The organism is Pseudarthrobacter arbutini (assembly GCF_054510915.1).
This window is the reverse complement of the sequence record NZ_JBTNDQ010000003.1, coordinates 86,228-108,828: the sequence shown is the minus strand read 5'-3', so window position 1 is coordinate 108,828 and position 22,601 is coordinate 86,228. Positions and strand designations below refer to the sequence as shown.

The 22,601-nt window shown below is 65.0% G+C and carries 20 protein-coding genes, 1 tRNA gene and 1 pseudogene; 10 read left to right on the top strand and 12 right to left on the bottom strand.

Features of this window, described 5'->3' with window-relative positions:
• Positions 1 to 31 precede the first annotated feature (31 nt).
• Positions 32 to 1,606: an AMP-binding protein gene (locus ACX80V_RS04490; protein WP_485842146.1), complete on the top strand. Its 1,575-nt coding sequence runs from the start codon at positions 32 to 34 to the stop codon at positions 1,604 to 1,606.
• Positions 1,607 to 1,893: 287 nt separating this feature from the next.
• Here the strand turns inward: ACX80V_RS04490 and ACX80V_RS04485 are convergent, their stop codons facing one another.
• Positions 1,894 to 2,148: a cell division protein CrgA gene (locus tag ACX80V_RS04485; RefSeq protein ID WP_058932876.1), complete on the bottom strand. Its 255-nt coding sequence runs from the start codon at positions 2,146 to 2,148 to the stop codon at positions 1,894 to 1,896.
• A gap of 175 nt (positions 2,149 to 2,323) precedes the next feature.
• Here ACX80V_RS04485 and ACX80V_RS04480 point away from each other — a divergent pair, with 175 nt between their 5' ends.
• From ACX80V_RS04480 to ACX80V_RS04470, 3 genes are read left to right on the top strand one after another with little or no spacing between them, the layout of a single operon-like run.
• Positions 2,324 to 3,124: a class E sortase gene (locus ACX80V_RS04480; RefSeq protein WP_058930622.1), complete on the top strand. Its 801-nt coding sequence runs from the start codon at positions 2,324 to 2,326 to the stop codon at positions 3,122 to 3,124.
• Positions 3,125 to 3,126: 2 nt separating this feature from the next.
• A complete protein-coding gene (locus ACX80V_RS04475) occupies positions 3,127 to 3,297 on the top strand; it encodes a hypothetical protein (RefSeq protein ID WP_485842145.1) in 171 nt (56 codons plus the stop codon).
• Positions 3,294 to 3,935 (top strand): aminodeoxychorismate/anthranilate synthase component II, encoded by a 642-nt coding sequence (locus tag ACX80V_RS04470; RefSeq protein ID WP_056342783.1) that lies wholly within the window; start codon positions 3,294 to 3,296, stop codon positions 3,933 to 3,935. The genes ACX80V_RS04475 and ACX80V_RS04470 overlap by 4 nt, the downstream gene beginning before the upstream one ends.
• 100 nt (positions 3,936 to 4,035) lie before the next feature.
• On the opposite strand, the gene pknB is transcribed toward ACX80V_RS04470, so the two are convergent.
• The 7 genes from pknB to ACX80V_RS04435 are packed head-to-tail and all read right to left on the bottom strand — an operon-like array spanning position 4,036 to position 13,366.
• Entirely contained in the window at positions 4,036 to 5,973 is a 1,938-nt protein-coding gene (pknB, locus tag ACX80V_RS04465; RefSeq protein ID WP_485842144.1) for a Stk1 family PASTA domain-containing Ser/Thr kinase, read from the bottom strand.
• 15 nt (positions 5,974 to 5,988) lie between these two features.
• Entirely contained in the window at positions 5,989 to 7,665 is a 1,677-nt protein-coding gene (locus ACX80V_RS04460) for a protein kinase domain-containing protein (RefSeq protein WP_485842143.1), read from the bottom strand.
• The gene (locus ACX80V_RS04455) at positions 7,662 to 9,122 is read right to left on the bottom strand and encodes a peptidoglycan D,D-transpeptidase FtsI family protein (RefSeq protein WP_058930619.1); all 1,461 of its coding nucleotides are present in this window, start codon (positions 9,120 to 9,122) and stop codon (positions 7,662 to 7,664) included. Before ACX80V_RS04455 ends, ACX80V_RS04460 begins: the two co-directional genes overlap by 4 nt.
• Complete coding sequence (locus tag ACX80V_RS04450) at positions 9,119 to 10,507, bottom strand: FtsW/RodA/SpoVE family cell cycle protein (protein ID WP_485842142.1); 1,389 nt, start codon at positions 10,505 to 10,507, stop codon at positions 9,119 to 9,121. The genes ACX80V_RS04455 and ACX80V_RS04450 overlap by 4 nt, the downstream gene beginning before the upstream one ends.
• Positions 10,504 to 12,141, bottom strand: a complete 1,638-nt coding sequence (locus ACX80V_RS04445; protein WP_485842141.1) for a PP2C family protein-serine/threonine phosphatase — start codon at positions 12,139 to 12,141, stop codon at positions 10,504 to 10,506. Before ACX80V_RS04445 ends, ACX80V_RS04450 begins: the two co-directional genes overlap by 4 nt.
• Positions 12,142 to 12,143: 2 nt before the next feature.
• Positions 12,144 to 12,626, bottom strand: coding sequence for an FHA domain-containing protein FhaB/FipA (locus ACX80V_RS04440; protein ID WP_056342800.1), 483 nt, complete (start codon positions 12,624 to 12,626; stop codon positions 12,144 to 12,146).
• Positions 12,623 to 13,366 (bottom strand): FHA domain-containing protein, encoded by a 744-nt coding sequence (locus tag ACX80V_RS04435; protein WP_485842140.1) that lies wholly within the window; start codon positions 13,364 to 13,366, stop codon positions 12,623 to 12,625. The genes ACX80V_RS04440 and ACX80V_RS04435 overlap by 4 nt, the downstream gene beginning before the upstream one ends.
• 331 nt (positions 13,367 to 13,697) lie before the next feature.
• Here ACX80V_RS04435 and ACX80V_RS04430 point away from each other — a divergent pair.
• Positions 13,698 to 13,780, top strand: a tRNA-Leu gene (locus ACX80V_RS04430).
• A 90-nt stretch (positions 13,781 to 13,870) separates the two neighbouring features.
• Here ACX80V_RS04430 and ACX80V_RS04425 read toward each other — a convergent pair.
• Positions 13,871 to 14,575, bottom strand: coding sequence for a TetR/AcrR family transcriptional regulator (locus tag ACX80V_RS04425; protein ID WP_058930615.1), 705 nt, complete (start codon positions 14,573 to 14,575; stop codon positions 13,871 to 13,873).
• Positions 14,576 to 14,717: 142 nt separating this feature from the next.
• Here ACX80V_RS04425 and ACX80V_RS04420 point away from each other — a divergent pair, with 142 nt between their 5' ends.
• Both ACX80V_RS04420 and ACX80V_RS04415 read left to right on the top strand, forming a co-directional pair.
• The gene (locus ACX80V_RS04420) at positions 14,718 to 16,127 is read left to right on the top strand and encodes a flavin monoamine oxidase family protein (RefSeq protein WP_485842139.1); all 1,410 of its coding nucleotides are present in this window, start codon (positions 14,718 to 14,720) and stop codon (positions 16,125 to 16,127) included.
• Between the two features lie 49 nt (positions 16,128 to 16,176).
• Positions 16,177 to 17,724 carry an APC family permease gene (locus ACX80V_RS04415; RefSeq protein ID WP_485842138.1) on the top strand — a complete coding sequence of 516 codons (1,548 nt, stop codon included), beginning with the start codon at positions 16,177 to 16,179 and terminating at the stop codon, positions 17,722 to 17,724.
• A 13-nt stretch (positions 17,725 to 17,737) separates the two neighbouring features.
• Here the strand turns inward: ACX80V_RS04415 and ACX80V_RS04410 are convergent, their stop codons facing one another.
• The 3 genes from ACX80V_RS04410 to ACX80V_RS04400 all read right to left on the bottom strand — a co-directional run bounded on the left by ACX80V_RS04410 (position 17,738) and on the right by ACX80V_RS04400 (position 20,365).
• The gene (locus ACX80V_RS04410; RefSeq protein WP_485842137.1) at positions 17,738 to 18,442 is read right to left on the bottom strand and encodes a FadR/GntR family transcriptional regulator; all 705 of its coding nucleotides are present in this window, start codon (positions 18,440 to 18,442) and stop codon (positions 17,738 to 17,740) included.
• A 4-nt stretch (positions 18,443 to 18,446) separates the two neighbouring features.
• Positions 18,447 to 19,580 (bottom strand): L-talarate/galactarate dehydratase, encoded by a 1,134-nt coding sequence (locus ACX80V_RS04405; protein ID WP_485842136.1) that lies wholly within the window; start codon positions 19,578 to 19,580, stop codon positions 18,447 to 18,449.
• A gap of 617 nt (positions 19,581 to 20,197) precedes the next feature.
• Positions 20,198 to 20,365: a hypothetical protein gene (locus ACX80V_RS04400; RefSeq protein WP_485842135.1), complete on the bottom strand. Its 168-nt coding sequence runs from the start codon at positions 20,363 to 20,365 to the stop codon at positions 20,198 to 20,200.
• Between the two features lie 51 nt (positions 20,366 to 20,416).
• On the opposite strand from ACX80V_RS04400, the pseudogene ACX80V_RS04395 reads away from it, so the two are divergent.
• The 3 genes and pseudogenes from ACX80V_RS04395 to ACX80V_RS04385 form a co-directional block, all read left to right on the top strand.
• A pseudogene (locus tag ACX80V_RS04395) lies at positions 20,417 to 20,827 on the top strand (recombinase family protein); the annotation flags it as partial.
• Entirely contained in the window at positions 20,779 to 21,024 is a 246-nt protein-coding gene (locus ACX80V_RS04390) for a recombinase family protein (RefSeq protein WP_485842134.1), read from the top strand. The pseudogene ACX80V_RS04395 and the gene ACX80V_RS04390, both read left to right, overlap by 49 nt.
• A 412-nt stretch (positions 21,025 to 21,436) precedes the next feature.
• Complete coding sequence (locus ACX80V_RS04385; protein WP_485842133.1) at positions 21,437 to 22,435, top strand: LacI family DNA-binding transcriptional regulator; 999 nt, start codon at positions 21,437 to 21,439, stop codon at positions 22,433 to 22,435.
• The last annotated feature ends 166 nt before the right edge of the window (positions 22,436 to 22,601 follow it).

Here is a 22,601-nt window from a genome sequence, read left to right as displayed (position 1 = left end):
GAACTATGCTGACTGATCGAAGGAGATCACCATGTACCGCAGCCCCTATCCTGACCAGGTCATTTCGAACACATCCGTTTTCGAATTCCTTTTCGGTGCCCTGAGCGAAGAGGACGCTGCCCGCACTGCCATCGTCGACGGCACAACTGGTGCGGAGACAACGTTTGGCGAACTCGCGGAACGCAGCATCCTGCTGGCGGGGGCACTTGCCGCCCGCGGAATTGGGGTCGGTTCCGTGGTGGCGCTGCATTGCCCGAATGTGCCGGAATTCGCTACCGCCTTTCACGGCATCTTGCGTTCCGGAGCGAGCGCGACCACAGTGAACGCGCTGTACACGGCGGAGGAGATCACCGTGCAGTTGCGGGACTCCGGCGCGCGGACTCTCGTGACCACGAGCTCCATTTACGAGCAGGCCAAGGTCGCAGCGGACGCGGTCGGGTTGAACGCCGACGCCGTCATCGTGCTGGACGGAATGGATGGGCACCCGAGTCTTGCCGACCTGCTCGGCCAGGGAGCGCCTGCGCCCGATCTCGTGTTCGACCCGGCTACGCACGTCGCAGTGCTGCCGTATTCCTCTGGAACGACGGGAATACCGAAGGGCGTGCAGCTCAGCCACACGAACCTCGTCGCGAACGTTTGCCAGGTCCGTGCGGCCGTCGACGTTGAAGCGACCGACCGGGTGCTTGCGCTTCTTCCGTTCTCGCACATCTACGGGATGACCGTGCTGCTCAACATTGCCTTGGAACGGCGCGCAACGCTGGTCACGATGCCTCGATTCGATCTGCCCGAGTTCCTGCGCATCATTCAGGATCACTCGTGCACCTACCTGTTCATCGCGCCGCCCCTCGCGGTCGCCCTGGCGAAGCACCCGCTCATCGACCAATACGATCTGACGAGCGTTCGCGCCATCCTCTCCGGCGCCGCCCCGATCGACGCGGCGCTGATGGCGGCCGTCGAGAACCGGTTGAACACACGGATGCGTCAGGGCTATGGCATGAGTGAGGCCAGTCCTGTGACCCATGTGCTGCCCGCTGACGGTGACCACCTCTCCCTCGGATCGGTGGGGGTGCCGGTCGCGAACCTCGAAGCGAAGCTGATGTCGGTGGAAACCGGCGAGGAGATCGTGCACCCTGCCAGCGGGCACAGCCCTCCGGGCGAGCTATGGGTGCGCGGGCCGAATGTCATGCTCGGCTATCTTGAGCGCGAGGATGCAACGCGCGAGACGATTGACGCGGCTGGCTTCCTGCATACCGGCGATATTGCGACCGTCGGGGAGCATGGTGAGTTCTACATCGTCGACCGCCTCAAGGAGTTGATCAAGTACAAAGGGCACCAGGTCGCACCGGCCGAGCTCGAAGCGTTGCTGCTGACTCATCCTGACATCCTCGATGCGGCCGTCGTCGGGTCACTGGACGAGGAAGGGCAAGAGGTTCCCAAGGCCTTCGTCGTTCGACGCGGCGGTTCCTCCATCGACGGATCCGCGGTGATGTCGTTCGTCGCATCCCACGTCGCGCCACAGAAGAAGGTCCGCGCCGTGGCCTTCATCGACGTCGTGCCAAAATCCGCCGCCGGCAAGATACTTCGGAAGGACTTGAAGGGACGGTGAACGACGGGCCAAAAGCACATGCCCCCCGTGCCACGCTAGACAATATGAAGCGCCAGGCCCGGTCCCGGGCTGGAACCCCCGGTTCAATTAGGTTCGTGGGTTACGCGGTAGAGCCAAACTTGAAGATGTGGAGGTTCCAGCTAAGGCTGTTAGCGCCATGGAAAATTGCCCAAGGGCGGGTATTGAATTGCCAGTGAGGGCGGGTGCGGCGGGCCAGCACACAGTGCCGGGCCGCCTTGCGTGCAGCCAGTTCCCTGGCAGCGATACAGGTTCAGGTGATCGGGAGCCTAGGAACGCCACCGCGTGGTCATCAGGAAGCCGATGATGGCAATGCCGAAGCCGGCCACGATGTTCCATGACTCCCACGCCTGGACAGGAAACCGGCCCTCGCTGATGTAGAACGTGATGATCCAGAAGAGCCCGATGATCATCAGGCCGAACATCACCGGCTTGAACCAAACAGCGTTGGGCTTATACGCCTGCGCCGCGGAAGCGGGCTGCGCGGCGCTGGAAGTCTTCTTGCGAGGCTTTGACTCGGGCACGTGCTCTCCTTGGCGGACTGGAGCAAGCTCGGCGCCGCGGGCTTGATATCCTGCAAGAAGGAAGTTGCCAGCGGTCTGCGCGATCTTGGTCAAATCTGGATTCTTACTAGCAGTCAATTCTAGCCGTAGTTCAGGGCATTCAAACGCCCATCGCGGCCACCCCGGAGGAGAACGCGTGGTAGTGCAGGAGAAGGCGAGGCGCGCCGCCACGCGGCCCGCGCGTGCGGCGCCCGCCCGCGCTTCCATTCTGCGTGGCACAGTGCAGGTGCTCGGCGAGCTGCTCATCACAGCCGGCATTATCCTCCTGCTCTTTGTGGGCTGGCAGCTGTGGTGGACCAACATCGAATCCGACGCCAAGCAGAGTGCCGTCATCAAGGAGTTCGCCCAGGGGCTGGGCGGCGCGATGCCTGCAAGCCCGGAACCGGATCCATCGGCAGCGCCCGTGGATTACGGCACCCCGGCCGTTGCCGCGGCACCAGGCCATGCCGGCACCATCGGCATCATGTATATCCCCCGCTTTGGCCCCAACTACACGCGACCCATCGTGCAGGGAACCACCGGGGATGTCTTGGATACGCTGGGGCTTGGCCATTACGCCAACACCGCCATGCCCGGCGCCGTCGGGAACTTCGCGGTGGCCGGACACCGACAGACGCACGGTGCCGTCCTGGACAATATCCACACCCTTGTCCCGGGGGACAAAATCTACGTCCAGACCAAGGACGGCTACTACATCTATGTCTTCCGCAACAACCAGATTGTGATGCCGTCCCGGACCGATGTCCTGGAACCGGTCCCCACCCGCCCCGGCGTCACTCCCACCGAAAGCTTCCTCACCATGACCAGTTGCAATCCGCGCTTCGGCGCCGAGGAACGCATCATCGCGTACGCGCTGCTGGATAGCTGGCAGCCTGCCTCGGCGGGCCCGCCGGCTGAGATCGCCGCCCAGGTGGCCGCAGCCGTGGGAGGAAACTGAGTATGTACGGCTGGATTTTCCACCACCTGCCGGGCCCCCTCTGGCTGCGGATCCTCACGTCGCTGGCGCTCATCGCCGGCGCACTGATCCTGATGGTTCAGTTCCTGTTCCCATGGATGTCCGGGTTCACCGCATTCACCGACTCAACGATTGGTTCTGCAAGCCAGCCATGACCACAACCAAAATCCTGGTCGTAGACAACTACGACAGCTTCGTTTACACCCTGGTGGGCTACCTCCAGGAACTCGGCGCCGAGACCACCGTTGTCCGCAACGACGACGTGACCCTCGCTGAAGCCATCGAGATGGCACAAACGCGCGACGGCGTCCTCATCTCACCCGGTCCGGGCAACCCCGCCGAAGCGGGCGTGTGCATTGAGCTGATCAAGTGGTGCGGGGCGAACAATAAGCCGATGTTCGGTGTGTGCCTGGGCCATCAGGCCTTGGCCGAAGCCTATGGCGGCACAGTGACCCACGCGCCGGAGCTGATGCACGGCAAGACCTCGCTGGTGGAGCACAACGGCACAAGCGTCTTCGCCGGGCTCCCCTCCCCCGTGACAGCGACGCGCTACCACTCGCTGGCAGCGGTAAGGGACACCATCCCCGACGTCCTGGAGATCACCGCCGAGACCGCGACCGGCGTCGTGATGGGCCTGCAGCACCGCACTGCACCGCTGTGCGGCGTGCAGTTCCACCCGGAGTCGGTCCTGACCGAAGGCGGCTACCAGATGCTGGGCAACTGGCTCGAGTCCCTGGGAATGGCGGGAGCCGCCGCCCGTGCCGCCACGTTGAGCCCGCTCATCCAGCACTGACCGGCACACGCACGAACAACGCGGGGTCACTTCGCGCCCATGTTCCCCTTCGGGATGGGCGCGAAGGGACCCCGCGTTGCTTTAAGGAGCGGGCGGAGGCTTAGCCCTTTTTGGTGGCTGTGGGTGTGGCTGTCGGCGTTGGTGTGGGCGGCGGGGCCGGTTCCTTGGCCACCACAATATTGATCGTCTTGCCCTGATCGACGGCGGCATTCACGGGGTCACTTTGATCCGTGACCAGGCCCGCCTCCACCTGGGAGTTCTCCACTTCCTGGACGTTGGGGACCAGGCCAAGTTCTTTTAGCGCCGTTTCCGCCTCGGCACGCGTGCGGCCCCGCAGTTCAGGCATGGACACCTTGCCGGTGGAAATCACGATCTCCACCGTGGTGCCCACCCCCACCATCTGGCCCGGTGCCGGGCTGGTGGTAATCACCCGGCCGCCGGGAACGGTGGCGCTGTTGGCTGTGGTGGTGGAAGGGGCTCCCACGAGTCCTGCCTGGCGCAGGATGTCCCGCGCCGCGGCTTCTGTCTGGCCCGGAAGGTTCTCCGGAATCTTGACGGCGCTTGGGCCTTCAGAGATATTCAGGATCACCTCCGCATTGGGGTCAAGCGAGGTTCCGGCCACCGGGTCAGTGCCGATGGCCGTCCCGCTGGGTATGGTCTCGTGCTTGTTCCGTTTGATCTGCGGCCGCAGGTTGGCACCGTAAAGTTCCTGCAGGGCCGCCGACTCCGTCAGGGACGCGACCGCCGGGACCGCCACCTTGGGCGGCGCTGGAGCTGGCTGGTTCATGATGCTGTACAGCCAGAGACCGCCGCCGCCAAGAACCAGCAGGGTGAAGATCACCAGTGTGGCAATCCACGTACGACGACGGGACTTCTGCCGGGCGGTCCGCTCACGTTCCGGAGCGAAACCCAAGGGCAGTTCATCGACATCCGACTGTCCCAGGGTGGCGGCCGCCATGACCGGTACGCCGTCAGTCCGGGTGTCGTCCGCGTTGCGCTGCAGGCCGGTGGGGGCATCGTCCAGGAAGCCGGCTCCGGTGAGCCCGAACGCCTCTGTCACGGGCGGGCGTTCCGGCGTCGGGACGTGGTCATTAGGATCGGTGGGGGCTTCGGTCGCGGCCAGCGCGGGCACCGACACGCCCGCCCGGGCGGCGCGCAGCGCACGCCGGAAGGCGGCCGCGTCCTGGAAACGGTCCGCCCGGTTCTTCTGCAGAGCCTTGGCCAGGACACTGTCCAGGGCGGCCGAGACCTCCGGGTTCACGCTGCTCGCGGGCTCCGGGATTTCCCTGACGTGCTGGTACGCCACGGACACGGGGCTGTCACCAATAAAGGGCGGGCGGGCGGTGAGCATTTCGTACAGCAGGCACGCTGCGGAGTAGAGGTCGCTGCGCGCATCCACCGTTTCGCCCCGGGCTTGCTCGGGCGAGAGGTACTGGGCAGTGCCCACCACGGCCTGGGTCTGCGTCATGGTGGCGGATGAATCGGCGATGGCCCGGGCGATCCCGAAGTCCATGACCTTCACGGAATTGGAGCCTTCGCAGTACATCACGTTGGCGGGTTTGATGTCCCGGTGGACGATGCCCGCCTTGTGGCTGTATTCAAGGGCAGAAAGCACGCCCAGGCAGAAGTCGATGGCCTGGTCAATGCTGACTTCCTTGGCCCGGATCAGGTCGCGGATGGTCCGGCCCTCAACAAACTCCATCACGATGTAGGGCACCCGGACACTGTCCTCCGAGCCATCCGGAACCGTATGTTCGCCCGTGTCGTAAATGGCGACGATGGACGGGTGGTTCAGCGCCGCCACGGACTGCGCTTCCCGTTTGAAGCGTGCCTGGAACTGCGGATCACGGGCCATATCCGGGCGGAGAAGCTTGATAGCAACGGTCCGGCCAAGCCGGGTATCCACTCCGCGGTGGACATCCGCCATCCCTCCGCGGCCGATGATTCCGCCGAGTTCGTAGCGGCCGCTCAGGACACGCTGGTTATCCACCGGGAGGCTGTCCTCCCGGTGGAGCGGGGTGCGGGCCGAATCACTCACTGTCAATCCTGACCGCTACGGCGCGCAGGTTGGGGGCAAGCCCTGCACCTGGCCGGGGTTGCAGCCGGGCAGGGCGGACGTTGGTGCAGCGGAGGCCGGCGTGGACGGCGGAGCGGTCGGCGTGCTGGCCGGGACCGGGACGGCGTAGGTCACAGTCACTTCAGCCCCCTTGGGCACGGTGCCCGTGGGGTTGACCTGCAACACCGTTCCGGCGGCGGAAGTACTCTGCTGCGGGATGACCCGGACGGACAGGCCCATGGTTTCCAGCGCCCCCTGGACCTGACGGTAGTCCTTTCCGAGGTAGGCCGCAGAAATGATGTCCACCGTGCTGGGCGTGGGCGTTGGAGTGGGCGCATCGGTGGTCCGGCTGGGCGTAGGTGTAGCGGATGCCGAGGTCTTTGTCGGGCTGGCGCTGGTGGACGGCGGGGTGCTTGATGCCGAGTTGGTGACGGTATTTGCCGGGTTAAAAATCCCCTGCTGCGTCAGGAAGAACCCCACCAGCGCGAACAGGACCAGCACGATCAGGGCGACCAGTGGCCACGTCCAGGGGCTGCGGCCGCGACGGTCGGGCTCGTCGGCTGGCTCGTCGTCGTACTTCTCTTCCTCCTGCACCCAGCTGCGCTCCGCAGCCAGCGCGTCCGCACGCGAAAGCGTGCTCCCGGCTCCAGTGGCTGCGCCCGCGGCCGCGGCGCCGACTGCAGCTCCGCCGGCAGCGGCACCCAGCACGGGCAGTGCGGACGTCGACGTCGTGTTTCTGTCCTTCTGGGCGATGACGCCAGTGGGGGCCGTGGCAATGTCCACCGGCGCGGTAATGGGGCCCGTGGTTGCCTCGAAGAGCAGCATGCCGGGAACCGCTGCGTGCGCGGCGTCAATATCGCCGTTGCGGATGGCCTCGGCGGCTTCGGACAGCTTGATGGCGTTGGCCGGGCGGTTCTTGGGGTCCTTGGCCAGCATTGACATCAGGAGCGCGCGGACCGGTTTGGGGAGAGTCTCCGGAAGCGGCGGCGGGGCGTCGTTGACCTGGGCGAGGGCAATGGCGATCTGGGATTCGCCGGAGAACGGCCGGTGCCCGGTGAGGCACTCGTAGCCGATCACGCCGAGTGAGTAGATGTCCGAGGCGCCGGTAGCGGTCTGGCCGGTGGCCTGTTCGGGGGCGAGGTATTGGGCGGTGCCCATCACCTGGCCCGTCTGCGTCAACGGGACCTGGTCGGCCAGGCGGGCGATGCCGAAGTCGGTGACCTTGACCCGGCCGTCGGGGGTGATCAGCAGGTTGCCCGGCTTGATGTCGCGGTGGACCAGCCCCTGGGCGTGGGCGACGGAAAGCGCGCGCGCGGTCTGCGCCATCATGGACAGCGTCCGGTCCGGGGACAGCACCTGCTCGTGCTCGATGATGCTGCTCAGCGGCTGGCCCGGAACGAGCTCCATGACCAGGTAGGCGGATCCCTCCTCCTCGCCGTAGTCAAAGACATTGGCGATGCCCACGTGGTTCAGCAGTGCGGTGTGGCGTGCCTCGGCGCGGAACCTCTGGAGGAAACCGGGGTCCCCGGTGTATTCCTCCTTGAGCACCTTGATGGCGACAATGCGGCCCAGGACCTGGTCCTTGGCCTTCCAGACCTCTCCCATCCCGCCGATCGCAATCCGCGTGGTCAGCTGGAATCTGCCGCCGAGGGTGATTCCCGTTGTAGGCCTCACTTATTCAACACCGCCTCAAAAATCTTCTTCGCGTTCGGACTGGTTAGCTGTGCGCCGGTGGTGATGTCTACGCCTTCCATGACGATGGTGACACTCACCTCCGGGTTGTTCGCCGGGGCAAACCCGGTGAACCATGAGTTGTTCAGGCCGTTGCCCAGTTCAGCGGTTCCGGTCTTGCCGGCCACTTGGACACCGGGGACGGCAGCCCCGCGGGCTATGCCCTGGCTCACCGCACTGGTCATCCACTCGGTGATCTGCCGGGCAATTTCCGGGGTGGTGGACGTCCGGAGCGCTTCAGGCTGGGGCTCGTCAATGACCCTGAGGTCCGGGGACCGCACGGTCTTGACCAGGCTGGGGCTCATCTGGACGCCGTTGTTGGCGATTGCCGAGGTCATCAAGGCGATTTGTAGCGGAGTGGCGCGCACGTCCTTCTGGCCGATGGCGGACTGGGCCAGGCCTGGCCCGTCCAGGTCATCGGGGAATCCGCTGCCCCTGGCGTAGGCGAGCTTGAGCTGGTCGCCCAGATCCTCGCCGAAGCCGAATTTCGCAGCCTGCTCGGCGATGGCGTCGCGGCCCAGGTCGAGGGCAATGCTGGCGAACGGCGTATTGCAGGATTGCTGCAGGGCGAAGGCAAAGCTGGCCTTGTCCTGGGTGTAGCAGTTGCCTCCGGCGTAGTTCGGGAGTTTGTACTGGATCCCCGGGAACGGCATCTCGGCCGGGTTGGGGAGCACGCTGTCCTTGTTGTACTTCCCGGAGGCGAGGGCCGCAGCCGTATCCACCAGCTTGAAGACTGATCCCGGAGCGAGCAGCTCGCCCGTTGGTCCGCTGACATTCTGGTTCAGGTTGATGCCGGGTACCTTGACCAGCTCATTGATGTTGGTGGTTTCGGCGTTGGGGTCCTGGGTGGCGATCAGGTTGGGGTCATAGGACGGCTTGGACACCATGGCCAGGATGGCGCCGGTCTTGGGGTTGGTGACCACAATGGATCCCCGTTGGCCGTCCGGGATGAGGTCGTAGGCGAGCTTCTGGATGGCGGGATCGATGGTGAGTTCCGCCGAGGCGCCCTTCGGCTGGTTGCCCAGGAAGAGCTGGCCGATCCGGTCGAAGAACTGCTGGTCTGAGCTGCCGGCCAGCTGATCGTTCATCGCTACTTCCAGGCCAGTGGCACCGTAGTTCCGGGAGAAGTAGCCGGTGAGGCCTGCATACAGTGCCGGCTGCGCGTAGGTCCGCTGGAACTGGCAGACCTCGGAGGTGCCTTCCACCGATTCGGCCACCGGCTCGCCGCCCACGATGATGGCGCCGCGGTCGTTGCAGTAATTCTGCAGAATGGCCCGCTGGTTCAGGGGGTTGCCCTTGAGGTCATCGGCACCGACCACCTGGACGAAGCTGATGGCGCCGAAGATCAGGGCAAACATGGCGATCGCTGCCACCCAGGAATTACGGATTGCTTGGTTCACGCTCGTTTCACCGCCTCGGTGGGAGTATCAATTCCTGCAGGTTCCGCAGCGCCGCCGGGAGGAAGTGGTGTGGTGTCCACCGGTCCCCGCGCCGTATGGGAGATCAGCAGGAGCAGGCCCACGATGATCCAGTTGGCCAGCAGCGACGAACCGCCGGCGGCGAGGAAAGGCGTGGTCAAACCGGTCAGGGGGATCAGGCGTGTGACTCCGCCGATCACGACGAAGCACTGAAGGGCGATGGCGAAGGAAAGTCCGCAGGCCAGCAGTTTCCCAAAGGCATCTCGGGTGCCCAGCGCCGCCCGGAACCCTCGTGTGAACAGCATCACGTACATCAGCACCACGGCGAACAGTCCGATCAGGCCCAGCTCCTCGCCGATGGACGCGATGATCATGTCGCTGTTGGCGAAGGGGACCAGGTCCGGCCGGCCCTGGCCCAGGCCGGTACCCACCAGGCCGCCGTTGGCCATGCCGAAGAGTCCCTCGATGACTTGCCGGCTGCCGGTCTCGTATACGTCGGGGCTGAAGGCGTTCAGCCAGCCGTAGATGCGGACTTCGACATGGGAAAACACCTGGGCTGCCACGAAGCCGCCACCCAGGATGAGGCCCAAGCCGATCACCACCCAGCTGATACGGCTGGTGGCCACGTAGATCATCACGATGAACAGGCCGAAGAACAGCACGGAAGACCCGAGGTCGCGCTGGAAGATCAACACGCCGATGCTCACCAGCCAGGCGGTGATCATGGGCCCCATGTCCTTGAACCGGGGGAACTGCAGCGGGCCGATCTTGCGGCCGGCCAGCAGAATGAGGTCGCGGTTGGAGGAAAGATAACCGGCGAAGAATATAGCCAGGGTGATCTTGGCGATCTCACCCGGCTGGAACGTCATGGGACCCACCCGGATCCAGACCCGGGCGCCCAGGATTTCGCCGGCCGAGATGCCGGGCACCAGCGGAAGAATCAGCAGGAGCGCGCTCACAGCCAGCGAGATGTAGGTGAAGCGGCGGAGGACCCGGTGGTCCTTGAGGAACCAGATCACGCCGATGGCCACGGCCATGGCGATCAGGGTCCAGCGCAGCTGATTATTGCCGGTGTCCTCCCCGGGGGCGTCGAGGCGGTGGATCATCGCGAGACCCAGGCCGTTGAGTGCCACCACCAAGGGAAGTATCACCGGATCGGCATATTTAGCCCGGATGCGCAGGACCACGTGGAAGACCAGGGCGGCCACCGCGAGGAGGCTGGACTGGAACCAGAAATCGGAGTCGAACGCCTTCTCCTGGTCAACGCCCACCAGCATGTTGGCGCCGATGCCCACACACAGGGCGAGGATCAGCAGCAACAGCTCCACGTTGCGCCGGGGCTTGGGTACGGTGCTGAGCTGGCTCATTGGCCCCCCTCGCAGGTGGCAGTGGGGCTGGGTGAGGCGGCCGGGGCCGGGGCTGCCGCGGGAGCGGACGGGTCCGGCGATGGGGCTGGCGCGGTGGGTGTCGCGACAGGGGCAGTTGTTGAGGCTGGTGTGGGCGACGGCGTAAGGCACTCATCGGCCGGAGCAATGGTGCCGGTGCCTTCAAGGTTCTTCACGATCCGCTGGGCGTCGTAGAGGTCACGCGCGGGAACTGTCTGCCGGACGCGCTGCTGGGAGAACTGGGGCAAGGAATCCATCCGGATCTCTGTTACGGCTTCGAGGGTTGAAAGCTGGAGGGGACCAAGCCGCTGCGACACACCGTTGTAGATGGCCACACGGGAATCGTATTCCCCGATGTAGTAGCGGGTCTGGGTCCAGGCGTAGCCGAGCCAGAGGCCCACGGTCAGCACCACCAGCACGGACGCGGCGATGGACATAGTGACCCAGCGGCGGGGTTTGGGCTGTCCCAGGAGGTCATCCGCCTCAGCAACGGGGGCGTCGGCCTTGTGCGTCAGGACGGTGGCGGCCCGCCGGGCCACGGTGCGGCCGGCGATGGTGGGAATGGAGCCGGACTCGGCCGCAGTGGCCGCAGCACCGACGAGTTCGTGCGGGCGCGATGCGAGTTCCTGCCGCAGCACTTCGGCCGAAAGGTGCTCGCCGAGATGGGGGTCGGTGGAGGGCGGCGGTTCCGCGGCAGCTGGCTTTTCGGGGGCTTTGTCGGCGGCGGGCTTTTCGTCGTCGGCCGCCTCGGGGTCCGGTGAAGCGCTGGCGGCGTCGCTGGCCGCGGCGAGGGCTTCGGTGAGCAGCTGTGAAGGGATGATGTCGACGGCGGCGGTACTGACGTCGTCGGACGTTTCCTCGGTGATTTCCACCATGACCACGGTGACGTTATCCGGTGAGCCGGCTTCCAGCGTCAGGTTAACCAGGGTTTCGACGCACTCACGCAGATCTTTTGTCTCGCGGACGGTCCGCTCCACCACGTGTCCGGCCACATAGTTGAGCCCGTCCGAGCACAGCAACCATCGCTCCCCGGGTTTGACGTCCAGGGTGTCCAGATCCAACTCGGGGCTGGCGTCGACGTCGCCCAGGACGCGCATGAGGACGTTTTTGTGCGGGTGGGTTTCGGCCTCTTCGGGCCGGAGCCGGCCCTCATCGATCAGCCGCTGGACGAACGTGTGGTCTACGCTGACCTGTTCAAACTCGCCATCACGCAGGCGGTACGCCCGGGAGTCGCCGATATGCGCGAAGTGCAGCTTGCCCTCGGCGAGCAGCAGGGATGTGACGGTGGTGCCCATGCCGGCGAGCTTGGGGTTGATGTGCACCAGCTCGGATAGCAGGGAGTTGGCCGTCTGGATCTCGTCGGCGAGGACCGTGCCGGCGTCGCCGTCGTAGTCGCCGTGGTCCAGGTGCAGCATGTCCAGCACGGTGGCGGCGGAGGCTACATCGCCGCCCGCGTGGCCACCCATGCCGTCCGCGACCACTGCCAAATGGCGGCCGACGTACGCCGAGTCATCATTCTTGGCCCGGATGCGTCCCACATCCGAGCGCGCGGCATAGCGCATGATGAGGGGCCGCTGGACGGGTGTGGCCCCGCCGGCGGGAATGTCAGCGGCCATGGCTACGGCCTCAATTCGATGACCGTCTTGCCGATCCTCACGGGTACACCAAGCTCAACGGGCAGAGCCCGGGTAAGTTGCTGGTCGGCCAGGTAGGTGCCGTTAGTGGAGCCAAGGTCCTCGATGAACCATCGACTGCCTTGCGGGAACAACCGCGCGTGGCGGCCGGAGGCGTAGTCGTCCTCAAGTACCAGTGTGGCTTCCTGTGCGCGGCCCAACAGGATGGGGCTGGCCGCCAGGGGGATGGTGGTTCCCTTGAGCGGGCCTTCGGTGACCACCAGTTGGTGGGCCTGCTGCTTGAGCGGCTGCGGCGGAGCCTCGGCCAGTTCCGGGTTTTTGCGGACCTGACGGGCGGTGGGGGTGCCGGCGGCGGCTTTGCGGCCCACCATCAGGTCCCGGCGCATGGCCGAAACGATGCTGAAGATGAGGACCCAGAGCAGGATCAGGAACCCAAACCGCAGGGCAGTGATGGTCAGGTCGCTCATGGGCGGCCCCCAGGGTTGGCGGGAAGCAGGCGGAAGATGATCTTTGTCCGTCCCATTGTGATGGTGGAGCCGTCGGTCAGTTCGGTGCTGCCTGCCAGTTTATGGCCGTTGACGTAGCTGCCGTTAGTGGAGCCGAGGTCCACAGCGCTGGTGACGCCGCTGGCGGTGCGGATCTCGAGGTGGCGGCGCGAGACGCCGGTGTCGTCAATCAGGATGTCGGCCTCGGAGGACCGGCCCAGGACGATGGAGGGGGCATTGAGGGAGTAGCGCTGGCCGTCGATGTCCAGGACGGGCTGCAGCCGTACGGGCGGGCGGCTGGGGGCTGCCGGCATGTTGGGCCTGGCCGAGGAGACTCCGGGGCCGGCTTTGGACTTCTCAGTGGAGGAGACGATTTCGAAGTCCCCAGCGCGCAGCTCCTCGGAACGGCGGAACGAGATCCGCACCGAGCCCTGCAGGGTGTAGCCCTGGCTGCGGACGTGGTTGATGACGACGTCGCAGAGTTCTTCGGCCAGCGGCGTGCCCCAGTCCTGTGCCCTCCTGAAGTCGTCGTCACTGAGTTGGACGTCGAAGACATTGGGGGCCAGGCTGCGGCCGGCGGCGATGGTGAGGGCTTTGTTGTCCACCTCGCGGCGGAGCCGGCTGGCGATTTCCACAGGTTCCACCTGGGCGCGCGAACCGGTGGAGAAGACACCGCGGACGGCTTTTTCGATGCCGCGCTCGACCTTGTCCAGCAATCCCATGGTCCTTCTCCTTTCCCCCCGACTGCGGGGCAGTTTTCGTTCCGGAACTCAGCCAACAATGCAGTTCAGAACCCAGCGGCCTGCCTGGCAGTGGCAGGCACTACTACATCAGATACTACTGGGCAGGCCTGTGAATGACCTTAATCCACAACGGCCGGGCCCCCGGAAAAGTTCGCTAGGGGTTCCCTGCCGGCCCCCTCCCGGCGGGGAATTTGACCGCTCCCGGGGCTCAATTGGTGTTTTGCCGCCGATGTCCGTTATGCTTGATCTCGCTGCTTTTACAAGGTTGCGGATACGGGAAACCGACCGTAATTCATGGAAAAGAAGTTGCGCGCGAGTGGCGGAACGGCAGACGCGCTGGCTTCAGGTGCCAGTGTCCGAAAGGGCGTGGGGGTTCAAATCCCCCCTCGCGCACGCAATCAAAGGAACCCCGGTCTTCGGACCGGGGTTCCTTTCTTTAACGCTGGGCCTCTTCAACAGGATGAGGCTGAGAAAGCCCTGCGCCTACTCGCGTAACGCCCCGAAGCCCGCAATAAGGGCCTCAAGCCCGAGGCTGAACGCCACGTCCGCAGGTTTCTCGTGCCGCAGCGCGGCCAGGCTCCGGACGGCACCCGTGAAGCTCGGCGTCGATTCCGCCATGCTGCCGGAATCGAAAATGTCGGCTGGGGCCGTGACGTCGTAGGCGGATCCGAAGATGAAGGATTCCAGGGCCACGATGGCGGACACGATCCGCTCCTCCGGGAATCCGGCCGCCCGGAATCCGGCGCTGACGGTCTCATACATGGCGAGGGTCTGCGGTGCGTCAGTCACGGGAAGTACTGCGATGACGGGAATCAGGGGCGTGTGCTCTGCGAAGACGTCCCGGTAACTCCAGGCCCACTTCCGCACGGCGGACTCCCAAGGTTCCGCCGCGAATGCGGTCACATCCACCAGGGCAGTCAAATGGTCTTCCACGAGGAGGAGCACGTCCCGCTTGGATTCCACATGGTTATAAAGGGCCGACGGCGCCACGTGCAGTGAGCGGGCCAGTGCGGCCATGGTGAGACCGTCGTAGCCGTTCTTGCCGATGAGCCGCAGGGCTGCTGCCGTGATGCCCGCCAGGTCCAGGACCGCTGCGGCGGGCCGCCCCGCGCGGCGCCGTGCCGCACCGGTTTTCGGCACAGGCTCGCGCTCCGTGGCAGTTCGTGAAGCGGCTGGTGATGCCGGCATTGCTGGCCTTTCTGCGGGCAGATGTCTCCAGCATTATTCCACCCGGCTCTTCCTTGCGGACCGCAAAACAGCTATAGTTCTAATAAATGAATGGCATTCATTTAGTGGTTCGTGTCACTCGACCGGCCATAGAGAGGACATCATGCTGAATCTTGACCGTGACGTTGTGATCGTTGGCGCCGGACCCTCCGGGCTCACCGCTGCCCGCGAGCTGAAGAAGGCCGGCCTCAGCGTGGCCGTGCTGGAAGCTAGGGACCGAGTGGGGGGACGGACCTGGACCGACACCATTGACGGGGCCATGCTGGAAATCGGCGGCCAGTGGGTCTCCCCGGATCAGACCGTACTGCTGGAGCTCCTGGACGAGCTCGGCCTGAAGACATACTCCCGCTACCGGGAGGGCGAGTCCGTCTACGTCGGCGCCGACGGGAAGAAAACCCGCTACACCGGTGATTCCTTCCCGGTGAGCGCAGCCACCGGGGCGGAAATGGACAAGCTGATCGGCATTCTGGACGGCCTCGCCGCGGAAATCGGCGCCACCGAGCCGTGGGCCCATCCCAAGGCCCGTGAACTGGACACCATCTCCTTCCACCACTGGCTGCGCCGGAACTCCGCCGACGAGGAGGCCTGCAACAACATTGGCCTGTTCATCGCCGGCGGCATGCTCACCAAGCCCGCGCACGCGTTTTCGGCGCTGCAGGCGGTCCTGATGGCAGCCTCCGCCGGGTCCTTCAGCCACCTCACCGACGAGGACTTCATCCTGGACAAGCGGGTCATCGGCGGGATGCAGCAGGTGTCCCTGCTGCAGGCAGCGGAACTGGGTGCCGACGTCGTACTTAACAGTCCGGTGCGCACGGTCCACTGGGAGGATGCCGGGGAAGGCGGACACCGCGTCAGCGTTGTCTCGGAGCGCGCCACCGTGAATGCGCGTTTTGTGATCATGGCTGTGCCACCGAACCTCTACTCGCGCGTCTCCTTTAACCCGCCGCTTCCGCGGCGGCAGCACCAGATGCACCAGCACCAGTCCCTCGGCCTGGTGATCAAGGTCCACGCCGTCTACAGCACGCCGTTCTGGCGTAAAGACGGACTCTCCGGCACGGGTTTCGGTGCCGGTTCGCTGGTCCAGGAGGTCTACGACAACACTAACCATGGTGATTCACGTGGAACCCTGGTGGGCTTCGTTTCGGATGAAAAGGCCGACGCCGTGTTCGAGCTGGGTGCCGAGGACCGCCGCCGCGCCATCCTGGAATCGATCGCCGGGTTCCTGGGGGACAAGGCCCTGGCACCCGAGGTCTACTACGAATCCGACTGGGGCTCCGAGGAATGGACCCGGGGCGCGTACGCGGCAAGCTACGATCTGGGCGGCCTGCACCGCTACGGCAAGGACCAGCACACTCCCGTGGGCCCGATCTACTGGTGCTCCTCAGACCTCGCCGCCGAAGGCTACCAGCATGTTGACGGAGCCGTCCGCATGGGCCAGCGCACTGCGGCGCGCATCGTAGACGCGGCGGGCGCTTTCAATGCGGCAAACGAGGCCGCGGCCGCGGTCGGCTGAGCGCACCAGCTCCACCCCATTCAGCGTCGAATGAAAGAGAGGCAAGGCCATGAGTCCCAAAGAAGTGACAGCACAGCCACCCAGCGCCCCGGGCAATGGCCTGGCTGAAAAGGGCCTGAGCGGGAAGGGCCTGAAGGCGGGCGCGGTGGGATTGCTGGGCGCCGTCGTGATCGGTGTCTCCTGCATCGCGCCTGCGTACACGCTGACTGCGGCGCTGGGGCCAACGGTTTCGGAAGTGGGGGTTCAGCTGCCGGCGATCTTCCTGGTGGGCTTTATCCCCATGATCCTGGTGGCGTTCGGCTACCGCGAACTGAACAATGCCATGCCCGACGCCGGCACCTCGTTTACGTGGGCATCGCGCGCCTTTGGTCCGTGGATCGGCTGGATGGGTGGCTGGGGGCTGATTGCGGCCACCATCATTGTGCTGTCCAACCTGGCGGCGGTCGCCGTCGACTTCTTCTACCTCATGCTGGCCCAGCTGTTCGGGAACCCGGACCTGGGCGAGCTGAGCAAGAACCTGCCGCTGAACATCGCCACCACCCTGGTGTTCATCGCCCTGGCTTGCTGGATTTCCTATCGGGGCATGGAGGCCACCAAGGGTGTGCAGTATGTACTGGTGGCGTTCCAGCTGCTGGTGCTGGGCTGGTTTGCCGTTGCTGCCTTCAGCCATGTGGCCAACGGCACGGCGTTTGATGCGACTGCCATTTCACCGGACTGGTTTAACCCGTTCGCGGTTGGATCCTTCTCAGCCTTTGCTGCCGGGGTTTCCCTCTCCATCTTCATTTACTGGGGCTGGGACGTCACGCTGACCATGAACGAGGAAACCAGGAATCCGGAGAAGACTCCGGGGCGGGCGGCAACCGTCACCGTGGTGGTGATTGTCGCGATCTACATGACCGTTGCGCTGGCCACCCTGTCCTTTGCGGGGGTGGGCGAAACCGGCCTCGGCGCCGGGAATCCGGAGAACCAGTCGAGCATCTTTGCCGTCCTCTCCGGGCCGGTGATGGGTCCGTTCGCCATCCTGATGTCCCTCGCCATCCTGAGCAGTTCGGCCGCCTCGCTGCAGTCCACGTTTGTGTCGCCGGCGCGGACCATGCTGTCGATGGGTCACTACAAGGCACTCCCGGGCCGCTTCGGCAAGGTCAGCCCGCGCTTCAAGTCCCCGAGCTACGCCACGATCGCCGCGGGCGTTGCCGCCGCAGCCTTCTACGTCATCACGCGGACCACCTCCGAAAACGCGCTCTGGGACACCATCACGGCGCTGGGCATGATGATCTGCTTCTACTACGGCATCACAGCCCTGGCATGCGTCTGGTTCTTCCGGGCCCAGGCGTTCAGCAATGGCCGCGCCTTCTTCTTCAAGTTCCTGGCGCCGCTGCTGGGTGGAGTCATCCTGCTGGTGATGTTCTTCAAGACCGCCGCCGATTCCATGGACCCCGAGTACGGCTCCGGATCATCGGTGGGCGGGCTGGGGATGGTGTTCATCCTGGGCATGGGCGTGATCCTGCTGGGCGTGGTGATCATGCTGTTGATGTCCCGGCTGCGGCCCGAGTTCTTCAAGGGGCAGGTGCTGGCCCGCGGCCGCGAGGAGCGCTGAGCGCGGGCGGTGCCTAAGCGGGCGGGCGTACCGAAGCCGTGAACCGCCGTCGGGAATTTGCGAGGTGGCTGCGCATGGCGGCTGAGGCGGCGGTCTCATCGCCGTCGGCGATGGCGGCAGCGATGGACCGGTGCTCGTGCACCACCTGGTCAAAGTGGTCCCGTGCGTAATGTTCGACGCCGGTGAGCAGCCGGGTGCGCGGCATCGCGATCATCGTCTGGCCCAGGGCGGCGAGGCAATCGGAGTAGAAAGGGTTGCCGGAGGCGGCCGCGATGGCGCGGTGGAACTCGAAGTCCGCCTTCATGGCGTGGCCGGGGTGGTCAGCGCTGGCGGCGAACTGTTCCAGGGCAGCATAAACCGCCCGGAGCTGGCGGTCGGAGTGGTTGCGGGCGGCCAGGGCCGCAGCTTCGGTCTCGACGCCCAGCCGGAATTCCAGCAGGTGGAGGCGGTCTTCGATGCTGGCGACGGGGCGGCTGCCCGGGACTGGCTGGGGGCCGTCGTCGGGCGGGGTCAGCGCGAAGCTGCCCCGCCCGCGTTCGGTTTCCACCAGCCCTTCGGCCTGGAGGCGCGTCAGTGCCGAGCGCACCACGGTGCGGCTGACGCCGAAGTCGACCATCAGCGCGTTTTCGCTGGGAAGCTTGTCGCCGGGCTGAATGACGCCGTCCACGATGCGGGCGCGAAGGTCGGCGGCGAGGTCCGCGGTCAGGTTCCGGCTCATGCGTTCAAGGATACGCGCCGAACTCCACGGAATCGGTGGTCCAGGCGCGGGCCTGGTCACTGAGGGTCACGCCCAGGCCGGGACGGTCCGGGACCAGCATGCGGCCGTTCTTGGTTTCGAGGCGCTCGTTGAACAGCGGATCCAGCCAATCGAAGTGCTCCACCCACGGTTCCCGCGGGTACGCCGCGGCGAGGTGCAGGTGGATCTCCATGGCGAAGTGGGGCGCCAGGCCAAGCCCGCGTTCGTCCGCGAGGGCAGCGAGACGCAGGAACTGGGTGATGCCGCCGACGCGGGGTGCGTCCGGCTGGATGATGTCGCAGCCGTTGGCGGTGATGAGGCCCTTGTGCTCGGCCACGGACGCCAGCATCTCGCCCGTGGCGATGGGGGTGTCCAGGACGTTGGCGAGGTGCGCGTGGCCCTCAAAGTCGTAGGCATCGAGCGGCTCTTCGATCCAGATGAGGTTGTACTGCTCCAGCTGGCGGCCCATGCGCAGTGCGGTGGCCCGGTCCCACTGCTGGTTGGCGTCCACCATCAGGGGAACATCCCAGCCGATGTGTTCGCGGATTCCGGCCACGCGGCGCAGGTCTTCCTTGCTGTCCGGCAGGCCCACCTTGATCTTGATGCCGCCGATGCCTTCCTCCAGGAGGACCGTGGCGCGGTCCTTGACCTCTTCCAGGGAGGCGTTGAGGAAGCCGCCGGAGGTGTTGTACGTCTGGACGGAGTCCCGGTAGGCGCCCAGAAACTTGGCCACGGAGAGGCCGGCGCGCTTGGCCTTGAGGTCGTAGAGCGCGATGTCGATCGCGGCCAGGGCCTGGGTGGCCACACCCGAACGGCCCACCGAAGCGCCGGCCCAGAGGAGCTTGGTGTAGATCTTGCCGATGTCGTTGGGGTCCTCGCCGATGAGCCCCTCAGCGACCTCCTTGGCGTGGGCGTACTGTGCAGGGCCGCCGGCGCGCTTGGAGTAGCTGAAGCCGATACCGCTGTAGCCCAGTTCCGTGGTGATCTCCGCGAACAGGAATACAACTTCGGTCATGGGCTTCTGGCGGCCGGTGAAAACCTTGGCGTCACTGATGGGGACGGCCAGCGGCAGCCGCGCGGTGGAAAGCTTGACGTGCCGGATGACATCGACGGTACTCATGGTTGCTCCTCAAAAGCAGGCTGTCCGGGCTGCATTGCCCTCTTACTTATGATACAAGTCTGCTACTTGTATTACAAGCGTTGTTGGTGCCACTCTTTCCGCTGGTCCCACTGCTGCTCGATGGTCCTGCTTCCGCTCCTTGATAAAGGCCGTTCGAATTCGGCTAGGGCGCCCGTCATCGAGAGCATGAGACCGGCTACCGGGAGTCCGCGCCGGTGAAGACCAGGCGTTCTTGACGAACGCCACCCGTAGGGTCTCGTTGGTCAGGGGGTGGACCAGTGAGGGCAGGTTGTCCAGATTGCGGTCGAGCGGTCCATGCTGTGGACTACCACAGCGTCTGCATCCCGGGTAAAGCACATGAGCTCGGCAAGTGTGGCCGGGCAATATCCATTCCGGATGTCAGGATGAAATCTATGACTGCCTCAGAGGGCTGTCTAGAAAACGGCGAATCGATGACAGCCCTCCGCTGGTTGCCTGACGTCGGTTTGGGGTGTGCCCCAACTAGACGAACTCCTCGCCCGTGAGGAAACAAGCCCAGCTATACACGGGGCCTTGTTCGCCCAACTTTGAGAGCTGGCTGGTCTTGCAGCGTTCTCGCGCAGGCACGATGTTCTCCCTCAGCAGGCGTGGAGTTGGTTTTCTGCGCGGACCCTGGATTGGGCCAAGTTGACACGCCGTTCATCCAGCACGGCCAGGGCGTCGGCATAGCCTTCGGCCTTCAATGGCCGCGCGTCGCCCTGCACCGCAGCCACGCAGGCTGCCGCAGCTGCGTCGATGGCGGTCATTCTCCCGCCCTCCGCCGCGGGAGAGCTGGCGAACCCGGGCCGTGGCAGTGGATGGGACGACGACGACGTCCTCGCCGCGGACGAGCAGCCAGGATGTCAGGTGTCGTCCGAGTCCTTCGGCGTTTTCCAATAGCCCACCGTCGCTGCGGCCACAGCCGGGCCCAGGCCAGCATCCGGCGGTACTCACCCAAGCTGGCCTCGATGCGAACGGAGGCCAGCTCCCGGGCTGCTCGGTTACATGCGCGTCTCGAAGGCCGACGGTCCCAGACCACGGACCTGCAGCGCGATGCACTGGCCGCCGCCGGCATTGGCACGGACTCCCTCTGCGAGGACTGGGCCTCCGGTAAGAAGGAGGACCGGCCTCAGCTGCCCGGCTGCCTCAAGGCCCTACGGCATGGGCACACCCTGGTCGTGTGGAAGCTGGGCCGGGACCTGTGGCACCTGGTCAACATCGTCCACGAACTGACAGAACGCGGCATCTGCCTCAAGGTTCTCACCGGCGGGGCGCCGCAATCGACACCACCACGGCCTCCGGGAAGCTGGTCTTTGGGATCTTCGCCGCCTTGGCCGAATTCAAACGGGAAGTTATTTCCGAACGCACCCTCGCCGGCCTGGCTTCCGCCCGCGCGTGCGGCCGGAAAGGTGGGCGGCCCTTCTAAATGACACCCGGCAAAGTTCCGGGCTCGCCCTGGCTTCCAAGGGCAAGCCCGGAACCAAAGTCAGTGACCTCTGCACCGAACTCGGAATCACACGTCAGACCCCTATACCGGCGCGTTTCACCCACCGGGGAATTGCGCCCGGTCGGCGAGAAGTCATTTCCCGGTAGGCGCCCAGGCTCGCCGTCGACGTTGGAACGCCTTGGACAGGACCGTCCAGCAACTAAGGAAATGGGACGCTGATTTGAGCGGGGGGAAAGGGCCCGGATCACGCCGAACGGGGACGAGACGTTCCAGCAATTCACCTGATTTCGGCGTGGCCTGGCGCGGTACGGCTATGCTGAGGAGCGCCGGCAAGGCACGACAGGGGCATGGCGGCAAGGACCATTGTCACTGGTCGCGGAAGGACAACCGAATGGCGCGAGCGACAGTACAGAAAGTCGCTAAAACAGCAGGCGTGTCAGTGGGGACGGTGTCCCGCGTCTTGAACGGAAGTCCGGCCGTCAGCGAGTCGAGCAAGGAAAAGGTCACAGCTGCCATCCTTCAGCTCAATTACCGGCCTCTCGCCTCTGCCCGCGACCTGCGCAGGGACCGGACCATGCGCATTCTGGCCCTCGCCAAGAACCTGAACTCACCCGTCATCAATGAAGTCTTCCGAGGTGTTGGCGACGCCGGGGCATTGTCGGGCTATGTCAGCCTCATTGCATCGACGTCCGGGAACCTCGAAAGGGAACAGCAGCTGGCAGACATGCTGCGCAACGGCTCGGTGGACGGGTTGATCCTGTTTTCGCCAACGATGTCGGATGAAGATGTCGAGGCAATGGCCGAGCAATTAAGCGTTGTCCAAGTCTGCGAAATCGTCGACTCCGAGGCGGCATTCGGCGTTTCCATCGACGACCGGCAGGCCGCTTTCGACATCACGCGGCACCTCATTGAGACGGGCGGCCGACGATTGGCGATGATCGGCAACAGGGCGGCCCGCTCTGGCCGGCTGCGCGAAGAAGGCTTTCGCCTGGCGGCCGCCGAAGCGGGTTTGTCGCCGGACCCGAGGCTGTTCGTAGAAGGTGATTTCAACTTCCACAGTGGGCGCCGCCTCACCAGGAAACTGCTGAAGATAGACCCCCTTCCCGACGCCGTGTTCTGCGGCAGTGATACCGTCGCCGCCGGATGCGTCCGAGAGATCACCGACGCTGGGCTGCGGGTGCCTGACGACATCGCCGTGGCAGGTTTTGACGACTCGGTACAGGCGGAAATGTGCGTCCCGGAACTGACCACGATCAGGCAGCCGGCTTATGACATGGGCCGTGTGGCCTTTGAAGAGCTCCTCGCGCGCATGACCGTGCCGGGCGTACATCGCCGCGGCAAGACCTTCCTCCCCCATGAACTCGTGATTCGGGACTCGACAAAGAACTAAGACGAGGGGTTGACAGCCCCACGTGGCGCCTGTCACACTACTTTGGAATCGATTCCAAACTAACTAGAGCCACACCTGGCTCGGATTTGGAATCGATTCCAAACAGAAATCCAAACAAGCCAGCCAGGCAAAGAAGTCATGTTCAGGGTGTGTGCGCAGACTCCAA